The following is a 14870-nucleotide window of genomic DNA, read 5'->3' on the forward strand; positions in this document are numbered from 1 at the left end:
TTACGCTCCATCCTTGATCTCGGCCCCCCTGCGAGGCCGCCCCGCAGAAGAATGACAGGCCAGCGCCAGAAATTCCGGGGAAATTCAGATACGCCAGCGTTCCTTCGCCTTCGGGCACCTGACAATTTCCCACCCTTGGGCGCGACTGCGCAAACCGACTGCCCGCAGGACAAATCTTTTTCCGCGGTTATACCCGCGGCCACACCGCTGACGCGTCAACGCCGTCTGGGGCTTCGCCCACGTTCTCTACCAGGCGTGATAGCCGACGACGGCCGCTGATCCGCAGCGCCGGGCGGCCGCCGCGGGTGCCAATCAATGTCGGCGCGATTCCGACCCGCATCAAAGCCGACGCCAGCGGGGAATGGGTATCGGGCGCGTGGGGATCGAGACCCAGAAGGTAATGGTCGCCCTCCGGATGACCGGCCGCCAGCGTCCAGGCCCGCAATTCACGCGGTCCGGGCAGCCAGCGCGGCGGCACCGTCTTGACCGCCCCGCGCGTCCATTCGGCCGCCAGGCTCACCAAGGCCGGGGTCACCGCCGTACGCACCAACGGCGTGTCCTCGTCGGTCCGGCAGATCTCGGGTTCCAGCCCCGCCTCGCGGATCATCTCGGCCAACGCGGCGGCGCGCCAGGCCTGATCCACCACCACGGAAAGGCGCGCACCCTGCCCCTCCGGCCCGCCGACCAAGACGACCTGACCGGAAGCCGCCAGCACCCCGGAGAGATCGGCGACCGCGGGGGGCACCGACTCCGCTGTGAAGAAGGAAAGCTGGCTCACGCCACCGACAGTAGGCCAGGTCCGCCATCCGCGTCTTGAGGCAACCGGCGCGGCGTCGCAAACCGGCCGCAATACGAAAACCCCCCGGCGGGCCCGCTACGCGGGACTGCACGGGGGGTTCGTGGAGATTCGGCTCGTCCTTTAGACGGAGCGGACTCCGGTGGCCTGGGGGCCCTTAGGGCTGTGGCCGATTTCGAACTCGACCTTCTGGTTTTCTTCGAGGGTGCGGAAGCCCGAACCCTGGATCTCCGTGTAGTGGACAAACACGTCGGCGGAGCCGTCTTCGGGGGCGATGAACCCGAAGCCCTTCTCCGCGTTGAACCACTTCACAGTTCCCTGTGGCATCTCTCGATCTTTCCTTTTCTTCTGGGTGCGGGGCATCGCCTTTCGATGCCCCGGGCCTGGTACGACCGCCATACCTCGCTCAGTCGCCGGAACTTCACCCGACCGATTAACCTCGCAGGAACCGCGGCCGCAACGATAGATCCTGCGAAAGTTTGACACGAACACAGAAGCTGCGACCGCAAATAGTCAACCATGTTCATCGCTTCGGCGACAGACTTGCGCCTTGGACGCGAGCTCAGCCGGGTCCAAGGAGGGTGCTGATGGCGAGTTTCGGCAGCGAGTTGCTCGCCGCCGCGCTCGCCGGTACCGCCGCCGACGAGCATCCGTTGCGGCACGTCGCCGAGCTGCCGCCGCGCGGCGGCCGCCCGCACCGCTGGCCGACATGGGCCGAGCCCGACGTGGTGCGCGCCTTCACCGACCGCGGCGTCATTTTGCCCTGGTCACACCAGTCGGCGGTCGCGGAATTGGCTCACTCCGGCCGCCACGTGGTGGTGAGCACCGGCACCGCGTCGGGCAAGTCGCTGGCCTACCAACTTCCCGTCCTCAACGCGCTGGCCACCGATCCGCGCGCCCGGGTGCTGTACCTGTCGCCGACGAAGGCGCTGGGGCATGACCAATTGCGGGCCGCCCACACGCTGGCGGGCGCCGTCCCGCGGTGCCATGACGTCGCGCCCACCGCCTACGACGGCGACAGCCCGCCGGAAGTCCGGCGCTTCGCGCGCGAGCGCTCCCGATGGTTGTTTTCCAATCCGGACATGATCCATGTGTCGATCCTGCGCAACCATGCCCGCTGGGCGGTGCTGCTGCGGGGCCTGCGATTCGTGATCGTTGACGAATGTCATTACTACCGTGGGGTTTTCGGCTCCAACGTGGCGATGGTGCTGCGCCGGTTGCTGCGACTGTGCGCGCGGTACTCCTCGGCGCCCACGGTGATCTTCGCGAGCGCCACGACGGACGCGCCGGGCGCGACGGCCGCCGAACTCATCGGCTATCCGGTCGAGGAGGTCGTCGAGGACGGCTCGCCGCAGGGCGCGCGGACGGTGGCCTTGTGGGAACCGGCGCTGCGGCCCGATCTGCTGGGCGAGAACGGGGCACCGGTGCGCCGCTCCGCCGGCGCGGAGGCGGCGCGGGTGATGGCCGACCTGATCGCCGAGGGGGCGCAGACGCTGACGTTCGTGCGCTCGCGCCGCGCCGCGGAGCTGACCGCGCTGGGCACCCAGGCGCGGCTGGACGACATCGCCCCGGAGCTCTCCGGCAAGGTGGCCTCCTATCGCGCCGGCTACCTCGCCGAAGACCGCACCGCGCTGGAACGTGCCCTGGCCGAGGGTCGGCTGCGTGGGCTGGCCACCACGAACGCCCTGGAGCTTGGTGTCGACATCGCCGGACTGGACGCGGTGGTGCTCGCCGGGTTCCCCGGGACCGTCGCCTCGTTCTGGCAGCAGGCCGGCCGGTCGGGCCGGCGCGGGCAGGGCGCGCTGGTGGTGTTGATCGCCCGCGACGACCCGCTCGACACCTACCTGGTCCACAACCCCACCGCGCTGCTGGGCAAGCCCGTCGAACGGGTGGTGATCGATCCCGCCAACCCCTACATCTTGGGACCCCAACTGCTCTGCGCCGCAACCGAAATGCCGCTCGAGGAGGCGGAAGTGCGTGACTTCGGCGCCATCGAGGTGGCCGAGGGCCTGCTCGACGACGGCCTGCTGCGTCGCCGCAACGGCAAGTACTTTCCCGCGGCCGGCCTAGAACCGCATGGCGCCGTGGACATCCGGGGTTCGGCGGGCGGCCAGATCGTGATCGTGGAGGCCGACACCGGGCGGTTGCTGGGCAGCACGGGCGTCGGTCAGGCCCCGGCGTCGGTCCACCCGGGTGCCGTCTACCTGCATCAGGGGGAGAGCTACGTCGTCGACTCACTGGACTTCGACGACGCGATCGCCTTCGTGCACGCCGAGGACCCCGGTTACGCCACGTTCGCCCGCGAAATCACCGACATCGCCGTCACCGGCACCGGAGAACGCGCGCAGTACGGTCCCGTCACACTGGGTCTGGTGCCGGTCACCGTCACCCACCAGGTGGTGGGCTACCTGCGCCGCCGGCTCTCCGGCGAGGTGATCGACTTCATCGAGCTGGACATGCCGGAGCAGACGCTGGCGACCACGGCGGTGATGTACACCATCACCGAAGAAGCGTTGCTGCGCAAGGGTATTGACGTACCGAGGATCCCCGGATCGTTGCATGCCGCCGAGCACGCCGCGATCGGCCTGCTGCCGCTGGTGGCCAGCTGCGACCGCGGCGACATCGGCGGCTTGTCGACCGCGGTGGGACCGGATCCGGCCGGCCTGCCCAGCGTCTTCGTGTACGACGGCTATCCGGGCGGCGCCGGGTTCGCCGAGCGCGGTTATCGCAAGGTGGGCACGTGGCTGGGTGCGACAGCCGCCGCCATCGAGGCATGCGACTGCCCCCGGGGATGTCCGTCCTGCGTGCAGTCCCCCAAGTGCGGCAACGGCAACGACCCGCTCGACAAGGCGGGCGCGGTGCGGGTGCTGGAACTCGTCCTGGCGCAGTTGCCGCGCGCCGAGCAACCCGGCGGATGACGACCGACCCCTCGACGGTCGACCCCGCGGATCTGCTCTGTGACACCCGCCCCGAGCGCGCATTCCCTGCTGCTTGAAGAAACGACGGCGTGCTGTCGCACGGTCGGACGAACGCTCACCGGTGAGCGGTTGGCGGCCGGCTGCGCGGGCGCAGCAGCAAACTATCAAAGGCCGCGGCGGCATGGCAACTTCATCGGCATCGGCGTTGCGGCCCGAAGGCGTTGGCGCAGAGAACGATAGCGTTTTCTGCGGTCGATTCGAATCCTGCCGATAGGCCCGAGGTCCCGAGGAGTCGGGCCCCCGCCGTAAAATCTCACCGCATGGGCCACGACTGGTTGCTCGTGGAGACGCTGGGGGGTGAACCCACCGTGGTGGCGCAGGGGCGCCAACTCAAGAACCTCGTGCCCATCACCACGTTCTTGCGCCGCAGTCCCTATCTGTCCGCGGTCCGGACCGCGATCGCCGAGACGGTGCAGACCGGACAGAGCCTGACCAGCATCACGCCCAAGCGCGACCGCGTGATTCGCACCGAACCGGTGGTGATGTCCGACGGCTATATCCACGGGGTGCACGTGTGGACCGGGCCCGCCGACGTCGAACCGCCGGAGCGGCCGATTCCGGGGCCGCTCAAGTGGGATCTGACCCAGGGCGTCGCCACCGACACCAGGGAGTCGCTGGTGAACAGCGGAAAGAATCCGGAGGTCGAGGTCACGTTCGGCCGGGCCTTCGCAGAAGATCTCCCATCCCGGGACCTCAATCCCAACGAGACCAAAGTCCTCGCCATGGCCGTCAAGGCCAAGCCCGACCAAACCATCTGCAGCACTTGGGATCTCACTGACTGGCAGGGCAACCCCATGCGAATCGGCTTCGTCGCGCGGACCGGATTGGAAGAGGGACCCGACGGCCGCGACCATCTGGTCGCGCGGGCGATCAACTGGCGCGCAGAACTCAAGGGCCCGGCGGTGTCGACCGACGATCTGGCGCAACGGATCCTGAGCGGACTGGCCCAGGCCGGCGTGCACCGGGCACTGATCGACCTGAAGAATTGGGCGTTGCTGAAGTGGCTGGACGAGCCCTGCACCTTCTACGACTGGCGGGGCAGTGAGACGGGCAAGCCGAAGGTGCATCCGGACGATCAGCACTTGGTGGCGTCGATGACGGAGGAATTCGCCCACGGCGCCACGAGTCGGGTGCTGCGCATGCCCGGCAATCACGACGACTGGGTGCCGGTGCACGTCACGGTCAACCGGGTGGAGCTCGAACCGGATACCTACGCCGGCCTGGTGTCGCTGCGGTTGCCCTCCGATGAGGAACTCGCCGCCGCGGGGCTCTCGGGCAGCCCCGAGCCGACCGGCTAACCGACCACGGGCAGCAGGCGTTGAGCGGCCAGCGAGAGGCGCTGGCCGGCGAGTTGCGGCCAGGCCTGCACCGCGCAGAACGGCGCGCACTGGTCCTGCGACGAACGAGTGCCGACGTGCACGCAGCACTGCACCAGCCGCTCTTCGATCATCGTCGACATGTCCATGAACGGTTTGACCGTGATGCGCACGACTCGCTCGCCCAGCATCCGCCGCAATTGGCGCCGCCGGCCGGGCAGCGCGGCGGACGCCACCGTCAGCAACGTCGCCATGCCGAGATCGCAGTTCTCGCAGATCATGCGCCACACGTCCGACATCTGCGGGTGTGACAGCGAGGACTGCTCCGACAGCAAGCCCATCAGCGATTCCCGCACCGCCAGGCGCAACTCGCGGGGGATATCGGAGTCGGCGATCCGGTTGGCGACCAACCCGAGCTTGTCTTTGAGGTTGTCGTGGCCGATCAGGGCGACCAGCGAACGCCATTGCCCGCTGTCGTCACGGAGCGCGTACCCGACCGAACAGCAATGCGGGTGCGAGCAGGGCAGCGCGGTCAGGTCCCGCCAGGTGATCAGGTCGCCGGTCTGCGGGCCCAACCGCCTCAGCACACCGGTATGGGTGAGGCGCCTGTCCGGGTCGATGAGATCGGAACGCCCGGAGGCGAATTGCGGCTGGATGCAGACGCCTCCGACGTACGGCGTGTCCAGCGCGAGCTTGACGACGCCGCCGATCTCGTCGTCGTTCACGCCGAGCGCCGCCGTCATCACCAGGGTGGTGAAGATTTGACGCTCGGAAAGTCGCCGCAGCGCCGCGTGCTTGACCCGCGACAGGTCACCGCCGCGGTGGTGGCGGTGCGCGGCCGGCGATATCCCGTCGTATTGCAGGTACACCTCGGCGCGTTCGCGGTACTCGGTGAGCAGGTCGAGGAGCTCGTCATCCTGCGCTATCCGCAAACCATTGGTGTTCAACAGGATTCGCGTGATGGGTCGCGAACTCAGCTCGGCGAGCAGCTCGGGCAGCTGCGGATGCAGGCTGGGTTCGCCGCCGCTGAGCATCACCACGTCGAGGCGCCCGTTCTCGCGTGCCAGGCGCTGGTCGACGTTGGCCAGCACGTCGCCGACCGCGACGACGTCGCGAAGGTCTGGCGACGAGTCGGCGAAGCAGGTCGGGCAGCGCAGGTTGCAGGTCGCGGCGACATCCTCGAGCAGGATGCAGGTGTGTTGGGTCTGCATCTGTGGCAAGCCGCGCAGATAGGCCGACGGGATCGGGTCGAAGTTACCCGGGCTGTCGGGGACATGGGCCTTGGTGGGCGCGGTCCACTCCTCGAGGTAGGCAAGGATTTCGGGGTCCTCGTCGTACAGCGTCCGAACGAGTCCATGCCGGGGACAGCCTCGTTCGAGCCAGACCTGGCCGTCGCCGCGCACGGCGAGCCAGCCACTGAGCCGCGCCACGTCACTCAGCGGGCGATCGGGTTGTTCGGCGTGACATCGCGGGCAAAAAGCGTTGACGTAGCGGTGGATTCGGTCACCGCGCAGTTCCATGCCGTTCATCGGGTGATGTGGTAGAGCATCGGGTTCAATCCGGTGCAGATGCCGACGGTGAAGATGGAGGTGAGCGCCCAGCCGATCATCAGTCCCATGCCGATCCCCCTCGCCCACGCGCTGCCCTTGACGAACAGCAGCGCGCCCCCGCCGCCGAAGGCGATCAGCCCGAGCATGACGGCCCCCGTCGCGAACGCGGCCTTCGGCGCGATCGCGTTGGCGAGCCCGAACAACACCAGCGGGCCGAGGATCGCGTTGATCCCGGCATAGAGGGCCATCCCGGCGATGGCCGCGCCGAAGACCTCGCCGCCGCTCGGCTTGCGCTGCGGCGGTTGAGGTTGCCAGGCCGGGTAGGGCTGGTACGGATAGCCGGGCGGGGGCTGGTCGGGCGGGCGCCAGCCCTCCGGCGGAGGGGGACCCGGCGGTGGGTTCGTCATGTGGCAACCGCCTCCCGTCGCAACACGGCGTCGTAATAGCCCCGCCGATATCCCACGCGCAGCCTAACGGCGATGACGAGCAGGGAGGGCAGCAGAAACCACTGCGGCCGGGTCAGGCCCAGCCACACCGTTTCGTTGGCGCGGAAGAACTCGACGAAAAACCGGAATACCGCGTAGCCGGCCACGTAGAGGACGAACAGCTCGCCCGGGTGGCTCACCCGGTTGCGCAGCCAGAGCAGCACCGCGAATGCGGCCAGCTGGAAGGCGATTTCGTAGAGGAACGACGGGTGCATCGCCGCGCCGGTGAGGCAGCCCGGGCACTTCGGCACGCCGGCGGGGGCATGCACGCCCCATGGCAGGTTCGTCGGGCGCCCCGGCGCCTCGGTGAGGTGGCAGCCGACCCGGCCGATCGCCATGCCGAGGGCGACGGCGGGGGCGAACAGGTCACCGGTCTTGCCGGTGTAGCCGCCGAGGCGCTTAGCGATCAGCACGCCGAGGTAGGCGCCCAGCAGCCCGCCCAGAATGCTGCGCGACCCGAATTCCCACGCCTGCAACATCGTCGGGTTGAGGCGGAGGTCCAGGTGCTCGGCCCAGCCGGACAGGCGCATTCCCACCGCGCCGCCGACGAGGGCGCCGGTCACCGCGACCAGCGATTGCTCGTTGACCTCTCCGCGCCGGCGGGCTTCGGCGATGAACACGACCGCGGCGGCCAGGACGCCCAGCGCCACGAAGACACCGTGCATCGGCAGCATCACCGAACCGATCCGCCAGTGCGGCACCACGCCGACAGACTATTACGTCGGGACCGCGTCAGCCGGTGGCCGGGCCCGCCCGCGCGGCGGCGCTCGCCGCGCTGCCGAAGACCGCCACGCGGACCGTGACGACCACATCCAGGCCGTCCACCGCACACCCGGTGTCGTCGGCCCGCATCCGCCGGGCCACCGCCGTCGCGCGGGCGCAGGCCGCATCGGCTCCGGACGGCAGCCGGGCCGCGGCGGCCAGCGCGGCCAGATCGGCCGCCGCCTGTGCGCGGTGACGCGCCACCACCACCGCACCCAGGTAAGCGCCGGCACCCGCGACGCCAAGCAACACCGCCACCATCCAGGCCGCGACCAGGGTGGCCGAGCCCCGATCATCCCGACGGCTCCGCCGCCGAGACCGCCTTGGCGGCAATGTCGAGCGCCGGCAACACCTTCGAGCGCGCGACGACGGTGGCAACCAGGAATTCACCTTCGCGGTGCACCTCGACCCGCGCCCCGCCGGGGGCGATGCGGCGGGCCGCGTTGAGGGCTGAGCGGTCGTCGCCGCGCGCGGCGAGCCTGGCGGCTTCGCGAGCGGCGTCCACGCAGCGAACCTGCATCGAGACGGCGGTGACACCGGCCAGACACAGCACCAGCACGACCACCAGGGTGGCGACGCCCAGGGCCGCCTCCACGGTGCTGGCGCCCGCACTGCCGGTCAGGCCTTGGTGTTGAGCGCGCGACCGATGATGTTGGTCAGCGCCGACACGATGGAGTCCCCGGTGACGACGGTGTACAGAATCGCACCGAAGGCGGCGGCCGCCACAGTGCCGATGGCGTATTCGACCGTGGACATGCCCGACTCGTCGGACACCACGACCGTCAGGCGCGCGATCAGCGCCCGAAAAATGTTGTGCAGCAATGCTTCCCTTTCTCTTCACCATAATCCCGATTGAAAGACTTCGCCGGCGAGCCCCGCCACCACGGGAATGATTCCCAGGCACACGAACGCCGGCAGGAAACACAACCCGAGCGGCCCGGCGATCAGCACCCCGGCGCGTTCGGCGGCGGAGGTGGCCGCGTGCGCGGCACCGTGCCGGGAGTCTTCGGCCAACTCGGCGACTCCCTCGGCCAGCGCCGCACCCGAGGCCGCCGAACGCCGAGCGAGCCGCAACAACGCCTCGACCTGCGCGTCGGCCTCGTGCGGCCGCCGATCCGGCGAGATCGTCCAGGCGACAACGGGATCGGCGCCCAACGCCAGCAGGTCGGCGGCGCGCCGCAGCACGCGGGCCAGCGCGGGCGGGGCGGACGCCGCGGCGGCGGACGCGGCGGCGGCCACGGCCATGCCGGCGCCCAGGCACACCGCCAGCACGTCGAGACAGGACGCGACCGCCAACGGGTCGGGGCCGTTCGCCATCCCGCGCCCCGAGCGCGGCCGATGCCGGCGGACCGGTGCGCGCGCCCGCGTTCGCACCAGCGCCGGGCCCGGACCGATCCACGCCGCCACAGCCAGCAACACCGCCGCCGTGGTCACGACCCGAGCCGATCGGTGATGCGGTCGGCCCATAACAGGCCGCCACACGCCAGCGCCGAACCCACCACCAACAGCCAGCCACCCGCGCGCCCATTGAACAGGAAGGCCAACGGTCGCGCGCCGATCAGCTCGCCCAGCAGCACGCCGAGCGCCGGCAGACCCGCCAGGATCGCCGCGGTCGCCCGCGCGCCGGCCATGTTCGACGTCACCCGGGCCGAAAATCGTTGCCGCTCGGCGATATCGCGCTGCGCGGCGCGCATCAGGGTGGCGATCGCCAGACCGTGCTGGCTGGCCAGCTGCCAGCCCAGCGCGAGGCGATCCCAATGCCCGGGCAGGGCCGACGATTTCGCCGCGGCGCGTAGGCCGGCCGCGACGTCGGCCCCCAACCTGGCCCGGGCCGCGACCGCCCGAAACGACTCCGCCACCGCACCGGCGGTTTCGCCGGCAGCCACCCCGAACGCGCGCACCGGGTGGGAGCCGACACGCAGCTCACCGACGAGCACGTCGAGCGCACCTTCCAGCGCCTGCCCCTCGCGCTGGGCGCACCGGGTGCGATGGCGGCGGCGATAGCGCAGGTTCGCGGTCGTGCCGACCACCGCGACGGCGAGCACCGTCGTCAGCGGTAACAACACCGCGGCCGCACCCACGGCGACCACGGCAAGGCAAGCCGCCTCGCGTGGCCCGGCGACCGGGCGCCACCGGCGGTTCGACGCCATCGGCGCCAGGCGGCGCCGCGGCGACGCCGGAAGCACGAGCAGCGCGAGCGCCAACAGCAGCGCACCGGTGGCCGGGCCGTTCATGCCGGCAACCTGCCCCGCAGCACGCGGTGTAAGAGCTCGGCTTCGTCGGTCATGCCTTCGTCGGCACGCCACACGGTGACCGCCCGCACCCGCCCCGCGACCTGGCGAAGAACGGCGACCTCGCCGAGCCTGCGCCGCCCGCTGCGGTCGCGCGCGACGTGCAACAGCACCTGCACGGCCGCGGCGAGCTGACTGTGCAGCGCCGCGCGATCGAGACCGCCCAGCGCGCCCAGCGCCTCCAGCCGGGCGGGGACCTCGGCCGGGTTGTTCGCGTGCACCGTGCCCGCTCCCCCGTCGTGGCCCGTGTTCAGCGCCGCGAGCAGGTCCACCACCTCGGCGCCCCGCACCTCGCCGACCACGATGCGGTCCGGCCGCATCCGCAGGGCCTGGCGAACGAGCTGGCGCACCGGAACTTCGCCGATGCCTTCGACATTCGCGCACCGCGCGACGAGTTTCACCAGGTGCGGGTGCCGGGGCGCCAGCTCGGCGGCATCCTCGACGCAGACGATCCGCTCGGTGGGCGCGACCGCGCCGAGCATCGCCGCCAACAGCGTCGTCTTGCCCGCTCCTGTTCCGCCGCACACCAGGAAGGCCAACCGGGCGGCGATGATGTCGGCGACCATCGCGGCGGCCTCGGGCGCCAGCGCGCCCGCCGCGATCAGGGCCGCCAGGTCCTGACTGGCCGGCCGCAGCACCCGCAATGACAGGCACGTGCCCGCGGCCGCCACCGGCGGCAGCACGGCGTGCAATCGCACCGCGAACCCGGCGCCGATCCCGGTCAGCTGGCCATCCACCCACGGCTGCGCGTCGTCCAGCCGGCGACCGGCCGCCAGCGCCAGCCGCTGCGCCAGGCGCCGCACCGCCGCTTCGTCGGCGAACCGGACCTGCGTGCGCCGCAAGCCATTTCCGTCGTCAACCCAGACCGCGTCGGGCGCGGTGACCAACACGTCCGTGGTGCCGTCGGCGCACAACAACGGCTCGAGGATGCCGGCGCCGGTGAGCTCCGTCTGCAAGACCCGCAGGTTGGCCAGCACCTCGGTATCGCCGAGCATGCCGCCCGACTCGGCCCGAATGGCGGCGGCCACGACGTTGGCCCCCAGCGGCGCGGATTCGGCGGCCAGCCGCTCCCGTACCCGGTCGATCAGCGAACCACTCACGCGGCCTCGCCTTTTCGTGCCGGCCCCGACGCGCGCGGCAGCACCGCCAGCACCTGCCGAGCCGCCGCCGCGAGCGTAGATCGCCGCCCCAGACGCAGGCCGCCTCGCTCCAGCTGCTCGGCGACCCGGGGCTGTGCTTTGACCGACGCCAGCAACGGCAGCCCGGCGATCTCGGCGATCTCGGCTGCCCGCAACCCACCCGGTGATGGACCGCGCACCACCAATCCCACGTTGGGGTTGACCGCGGCGAGCACCGGCGCCAGCGCACCCGTCGCGGCGCACGCCGGCACGTCGCAGCGGCTGACCACGACGACGAGGTCGGCGGCATCCAGCGCGGCGTGCGCCGCATCGGTGAGACGGCGCGGCAGGTCGCAGACCACCGTCACCGCGCCGCGGCGGCCGGCGTCGACGATGGCGTGCACGGGGCCGGCCGCCAGCTCGTATCCGCGCCGGGTGCCGGAGAGCACGCTGATGCCCCGGTGCCGCGGCAACGCCGCCCGCACGGACGACCAGCTGAGCCGGCCGTCCTGCAGCGCCAGGTCCGGCCAGCGCAAGCCCGCCGCGTTCTCGGCGCCAAGCCGCAGATCGATCCCGCCGCCCCATGGGTCGAGGTCCACCAGCAGCGCGTCCGCCGCCGCGTGCGCCAAGCCGACCGCCAGCGTCGAGGCGCCGGCCCCGCCGCATCCCCCGATGACCGCGACCACCGCGCCGCGAGTCCCGTCGTCGCGCGACGATTCGGCCGCCTCTGCGAGCGCGCGCACCATGTCACGCTCCCGCTCGGGCAGCCGCAGCACGTGCTCGGCGCCGACGGCGACGGCCGCCGTCCATGTCGAGGTCGCCGGGTCGGCCGCCGCCAGCACGGTCACGTGAGCGCGGCGGGGCAGCGCCGCCCGCCCGCACCGTTCGGCCGCCGCCTCGTCCAGCACGACGGCCGCCGCCGCCGACCACGTCTTGCGGCTCACGACGCCACCGGCATGGACTACCCGGACGCCGACGGCCGCGGCCACGCGCTCCAAGTCGCGGCGCAGCTCCGGGTCCGCCAGCATCGCGAGCACGCCCGCGGGAGCCGTCGCGTCGGCCAGCGAGGTGCTCGTCACGTGCCCCACTCTGCGGGCCCGCGATATTGGACACCAGTCCCAAACTGCGGATTTGTGGAGAGAGACGCGAGTGTGCACAAACACGTCGGGCGGCGCACACGATGCGGAAAGCCCGCAACCAATCGGACGGCCGCGCCAGACGGCCCGGTGTCGGCGGAATTTACCCCAGAAAAGGGACGACCCCCGCCAGGGGGGGAGGAGGCGAGGGTCGTCGTGCATCAGCCCCGGGGGGTCGGGCTGATACACCCTCGGCTCAGGCCGAGTAATGCTTACTATACACATGACAAGCGGCGGTAACGCAATAGCTCTTTCTATGAAAGAACACGTTGAGCCGCAAAAACACTGCCGTTACCGTCGGTCCCACTTTGCTGAGCGGCCATTTCGGTCCCAGAACCGCAGCCCGGACCGACGACCCACCTATGCTGGGGCGGTGACCGTCTTCGACCCGGCCGAGGAGCAGCACACGTCGGCTACCACCGCTCCCCGCGCCCGCACAGCGGCCTTCTTCGACTTAGACAAGACCATCATCGCCAAGTCCAGCACGCTGGCTTTCAGCAAACCATTCTTCAACCAAGGACTGCTCAACCGCCGCGCCGTGCTCAAATCCAGCTACGCCCAGTTCATCTATCTGCTCTCCGGTGCTGATCATGACCAGATGGACCGGATGCGCATCCACATGACGAACATGGTCGCCGGTTGGGACGTGGAACAGGTCAAGTCGATCGTCAACGAAACTCTGCACGACATCGTGACGCCGCTGGTGTTCGCCGAAGCGGCGGACCTGATCGCCGCGCACAAATTGTGCGGCCGCGACGTCGTCGTGGTCTCCGCCTCCGGCGAGGAGATCGTGGCGCCGATCGCCCGTGCGCTTGGCGCCACCCACGCGATGGCGACCCGCATGGTCGTCGAGGACGGTCGGTACACCGGGGAGATAGCGTTCTATTGCTACGGCGAGGGCAAGGTGCAGGCGATCCGCGAGCTGGCCGCCCGCGAGGGCTACCCGCTGGAGCATTGCTACGCCTACTCCGACTCGATCACCGACCTGCCGATGCTCGAGTCCGTCGGCCACCCCAGCGTGGTGAATCCCGACCGTGGGCTGCGCCGGGAAGCCGTCGAGCGCGGTTGGCCGGTGCTGTCGTTCTCCCGGCCGGTGTCGCTGCGCGACCGCATCCCGGCACCGTCGGGCGCCGCGATCGCGACGACCGCCGCGGTGGGCGTCAGTGCGTTGGCCGCCGGCGCGGTCACCTATTCGCTGCTGCGCCGCTTCGCGTTCTAGGCCCCGCGTTTCGCAGCAAACGCATTTCCGCATCGGTGCGCGATTTCGAACAAAATTGGGCCTTGCTGCGCTAGAGGTCTAGTAGTACAAAGGAACCACGGAAGCCCGATGAGGCCAAGGTCGATCCGGAAGAGAAGGATCGTTCTCCCGAACCGGGCGCCCAGCACGGAACCCGGCACCCACGCGGAGTCATAGCCGCGATAATGGCAGAAGTGTTGCGGGCCTGCGTAATTGCGAAATACGGACGGTGTCGACGGCCCTTTGGGTGGGGTTGCAACCGGAAGTATCGCAAGATCGCCGAGGCCAACCCACGCAGCCCCGAAATGCACGCATGGTAACCGAGCTCCGTGTTAGCGGGCGGCGGACCGAATCCTTCGGGACGTCGCCCGCTTTACATTGTCCGGCGGTGTTTTCGCCCGGCGCCGGCTACCGATCCAGCTACCGGCTCGACACCGACTCCGCGATCGTCAACGCCTCCTGTGCACCGGCTCGCATCGCCCGGCAGCAGAGCAGCAGCCACGCCCCCACCCCGGCCGGAGTTCCATCCGCAAAGCCTTGCGCCGCATCGCGATAGTCGGCGGGCTGGCGCATCCAGCTCACCTCGGGTACCCCCAACCCGTGCGGGTCCAGCCCGCTGGCGATGGTCACCAACCGCGAGACCGCGCGGGCCACCACGCCGTCCGCGCTGCCGAACGGCCGCAGCGTCAACAGCTCGCCGTGCGCGACCGCGGCGACCACCGGCGCCGGTGCCTCGGTGCCACCACTCACCAAATCCGCCAGCAACTCCAGCCGCGGCCCGACGCCGGCATCGGCGCGGGGCCGGCCCAGCCGCTCCTCGTCGACTTGGTCGGCCGCCGCCAGCATGTGCAGCCGCGCGAGCGCCTGCAGCGGGGCCCGCCGCCACACCCCGACCAGCGGACCCTCGCCGCCCTCCAGCGCCTGCGCCACCCGCAGCGCCCCACCGAACACCGGATCGCTGACCACCGCCGCATCGGCGAGGTCCTCCAGCCGAACGGGGCCGCCGTCCAGCACCGACGAGGCGCGCGCGGCCCGCAACGCCGCCTCGGCGGCGGTCACCGGCCAGCCCCGCAGGTTGGCCCGGTGGCGATGGGCGCGGCCCAGCGCGTCGCGGGCCCGGTCACTGGCCTCGGCGACGCCCGGCAACTCCATCAGCGGGGCCAGTGGATCGGCGGTCACAGGTTGCCAACCTATCCCGGCT

At 70.6% G+C, this 14870-nt stretch carries 16 protein-coding genes; 3 read left to right on the forward strand and 13 right to left on the reverse strand.

Features of this window, described 5'->3' with window-relative positions; all coding sequences use genetic code 11:
* Positions 1-187: 187 nt before the first annotated feature.
* Both A5691_RS14830 and cspA read right to left on the reverse strand, forming a co-directional pair.
* Positions 188-778: a hypothetical protein gene (locus A5691_RS14830; protein ID WP_068019546.1), complete on the reverse strand. Its 591-nt coding sequence runs from the start codon at positions 776-778 to the stop codon at positions 188-190.
* Positions 779-919: 141 nt separating this feature from the next.
* Positions 920-1123, reverse strand: a complete 204-nt coding sequence (gene cspA, locus A5691_RS14835; RefSeq protein WP_007166602.1) for a cold shock protein CspA — start codon at positions 1121-1123, stop codon at positions 920-922.
* A 260-nt stretch (positions 1124-1383) separates the two neighbouring features.
* Between cspA and A5691_RS14840 the strand changes: the two genes are divergently transcribed.
* Positions 1384-3714: a DEAD/DEAH box helicase gene (locus A5691_RS14840; RefSeq protein ID WP_067758834.1), complete on the forward strand. Its 2331-nt coding sequence runs from the start codon at positions 1384-1386 to the stop codon at positions 3712-3714.
* Positions 3715-4034: 320 nt separating this feature from the next.
* On the forward strand, positions 4035-5072 hold the full coding sequence (locus A5691_RS14845) for a PAS domain-containing protein (RefSeq protein WP_068015911.1): 1038 nt from the start codon (positions 4035-4037) through the stop codon (positions 5070-5072).
* Here A5691_RS14845 and A5691_RS14850 read toward each other — a convergent pair.
* The 10 genes from A5691_RS14850 to ssd are packed head-to-tail and all read right to left on the reverse strand — an operon-like array spanning position 5069 to position 12324.
* Complete coding sequence (locus A5691_RS14850) at positions 5069-6610, reverse strand: radical SAM protein (protein ID WP_068015921.1); 1542 nt, start codon at positions 6608-6610, stop codon at positions 5069-5071. The two genes, A5691_RS14845 and A5691_RS14850, sit on opposite strands and share 4 nt — an antisense overlap.
* Before the next feature lie 5 nt (positions 6611-6615).
* Entirely contained in the window at positions 6616-7047 is a 432-nt protein-coding gene (locus A5691_RS14855; protein WP_068015906.1) for a hypothetical protein, read from the reverse strand.
* Positions 7044-7829, reverse strand: a complete 786-nt coding sequence (locus tag A5691_RS14860) for a prolipoprotein diacylglyceryl transferase (RefSeq protein ID WP_068015903.1) — start codon at positions 7827-7829, stop codon at positions 7044-7046. The genes A5691_RS14855 and A5691_RS14860 overlap by 4 nt, the downstream gene beginning before the upstream one ends.
* A 28-nt stretch (positions 7830-7857) precedes the next feature.
* Positions 7858-8148, reverse strand: a complete 291-nt coding sequence (locus A5691_RS14865) for an Rv3654c family TadE-like protein (RefSeq protein ID WP_369807386.1) — start codon at positions 8146-8148, stop codon at positions 7858-7860.
* 31 nt (positions 8149-8179) lie between these two features.
* A complete protein-coding gene (locus A5691_RS14870) occupies positions 8180-8482 on the reverse strand; it encodes a TadE family type IV pilus minor pilin (RefSeq protein WP_082950329.1) in 303 nt (100 codons plus the stop codon).
* A 23-nt stretch (positions 8483-8505) separates the two neighbouring features.
* Positions 8506-8706: a DUF4244 domain-containing protein gene (locus A5691_RS14875; protein WP_067890577.1), complete on the reverse strand. Its 201-nt coding sequence runs from the start codon at positions 8704-8706 to the stop codon at positions 8506-8508.
* An 18-nt stretch (positions 8707-8724) separates the two neighbouring features.
* Entirely contained in the window at positions 8725-9321 is a 597-nt protein-coding gene (locus A5691_RS14880) for a type II secretion system F family protein (protein ID WP_197504922.1), read from the reverse strand.
* Positions 9318-10121: a type II secretion system F family protein gene (locus tag A5691_RS14885; RefSeq protein WP_067749539.1), complete on the reverse strand. Its 804-nt coding sequence runs from the start codon at positions 10119-10121 to the stop codon at positions 9318-9320. Before A5691_RS14885 ends, A5691_RS14880 begins: the two co-directional genes overlap by 4 nt.
* Positions 10118-11278, reverse strand: coding sequence for a TadA family conjugal transfer-associated ATPase (locus A5691_RS14890; RefSeq protein ID WP_067749541.1), 1161 nt, complete (start codon positions 11276-11278; stop codon positions 10118-10120). Before A5691_RS14890 ends, A5691_RS14885 begins: the two co-directional genes overlap by 4 nt.
* Positions 11275-12324, reverse strand: coding sequence for a septum site-determining protein Ssd (ssd, locus tag A5691_RS14895; RefSeq protein WP_067749585.1), 1050 nt, complete (start codon positions 12322-12324; stop codon positions 11275-11277). Before ssd ends, A5691_RS14890 begins: the two co-directional genes overlap by 4 nt.
* Positions 12325-12805: 481 nt before the next feature.
* Between ssd and A5691_RS14900 the strand changes: the two genes are divergently transcribed.
* Complete coding sequence (locus A5691_RS14900; protein ID WP_067749543.1) at positions 12806-13651, forward strand: HAD-IB family hydrolase; 846 nt, start codon at positions 12806-12808, stop codon at positions 13649-13651.
* 438 nt (positions 13652-14089) lie between these two features.
* Here the strand turns inward: A5691_RS14900 and A5691_RS14905 are convergent, their stop codons facing one another.
* Entirely contained in the window at positions 14090-14848 is a 759-nt protein-coding gene (locus A5691_RS14905) for an oxidoreductase (RefSeq protein WP_067749544.1), read from the reverse strand.
* Between the last annotated feature and the right edge of the window lie 22 nt (positions 14849-14870).

Source organism: Mycobacterium sp. E183 (assembly GCF_001667735.1).
Taxonomy (GTDB): Bacteria; Actinomycetota; Actinomycetes; order Mycobacteriales; family Mycobacteriaceae; genus Mycobacterium.

What these genes read in the sequence shown, in the direction of transcription:
- ssd (WP_067749585.1), bottom strand. Translation starts at nt 12,324, where the DNA reads ATGCTGGCGGACCCGGAGCTGCGCCGCGACTTGGAGCGCGTGGCCGCG.
- A5691_RS14845 (WP_068015911.1), top strand. Translation starts at nt 4,035, where the DNA reads ATGGGCCACGACTGGTTGCTCGTGGAGACGCTGGGGGGTGAACCCACC.
- cspA (WP_007166602.1), bottom strand. Translation starts at nt 1,123, where the DNA reads ATGCCACAGGGAACTGTGAAGTGGTTCAACGCGGAGAAGGGCTTCGGG.
- A5691_RS14840 (WP_067758834.1), top strand. Translation starts at nt 1,384, where the DNA reads ATGGCGAGTTTCGGCAGCGAGTTGCTCGCCGCCGCGCTCGCCGGTACC.
- A5691_RS14850 (WP_068015921.1), bottom strand. Translation starts at nt 6,610, where the DNA reads ATGGAACTGCGCGGTGACCGAATCCACCGCTACGTCAACGCTTTTTGC.
- A5691_RS14865 (WP_369807386.1), bottom strand. Translation starts at nt 8,148, where the DNA reads ATGGTGGCGGTGTTGCTTGGCGTCGCGGGTGCCGGCGCTTACCTGGGT.
- A5691_RS14855 (WP_068015906.1), bottom strand. Translation starts at nt 7,047, where the DNA reads ATGACGAACCCACCGCCGGGTCCCCCTCCGCCGGAGGGCTGGCGCCCG.
- A5691_RS14885 (WP_067749539.1), bottom strand. Translation starts at nt 10,121, where the DNA reads ATGAACGGCCCGGCCACCGGTGCGCTGCTGTTGGCGCTCGCGCTGCTC.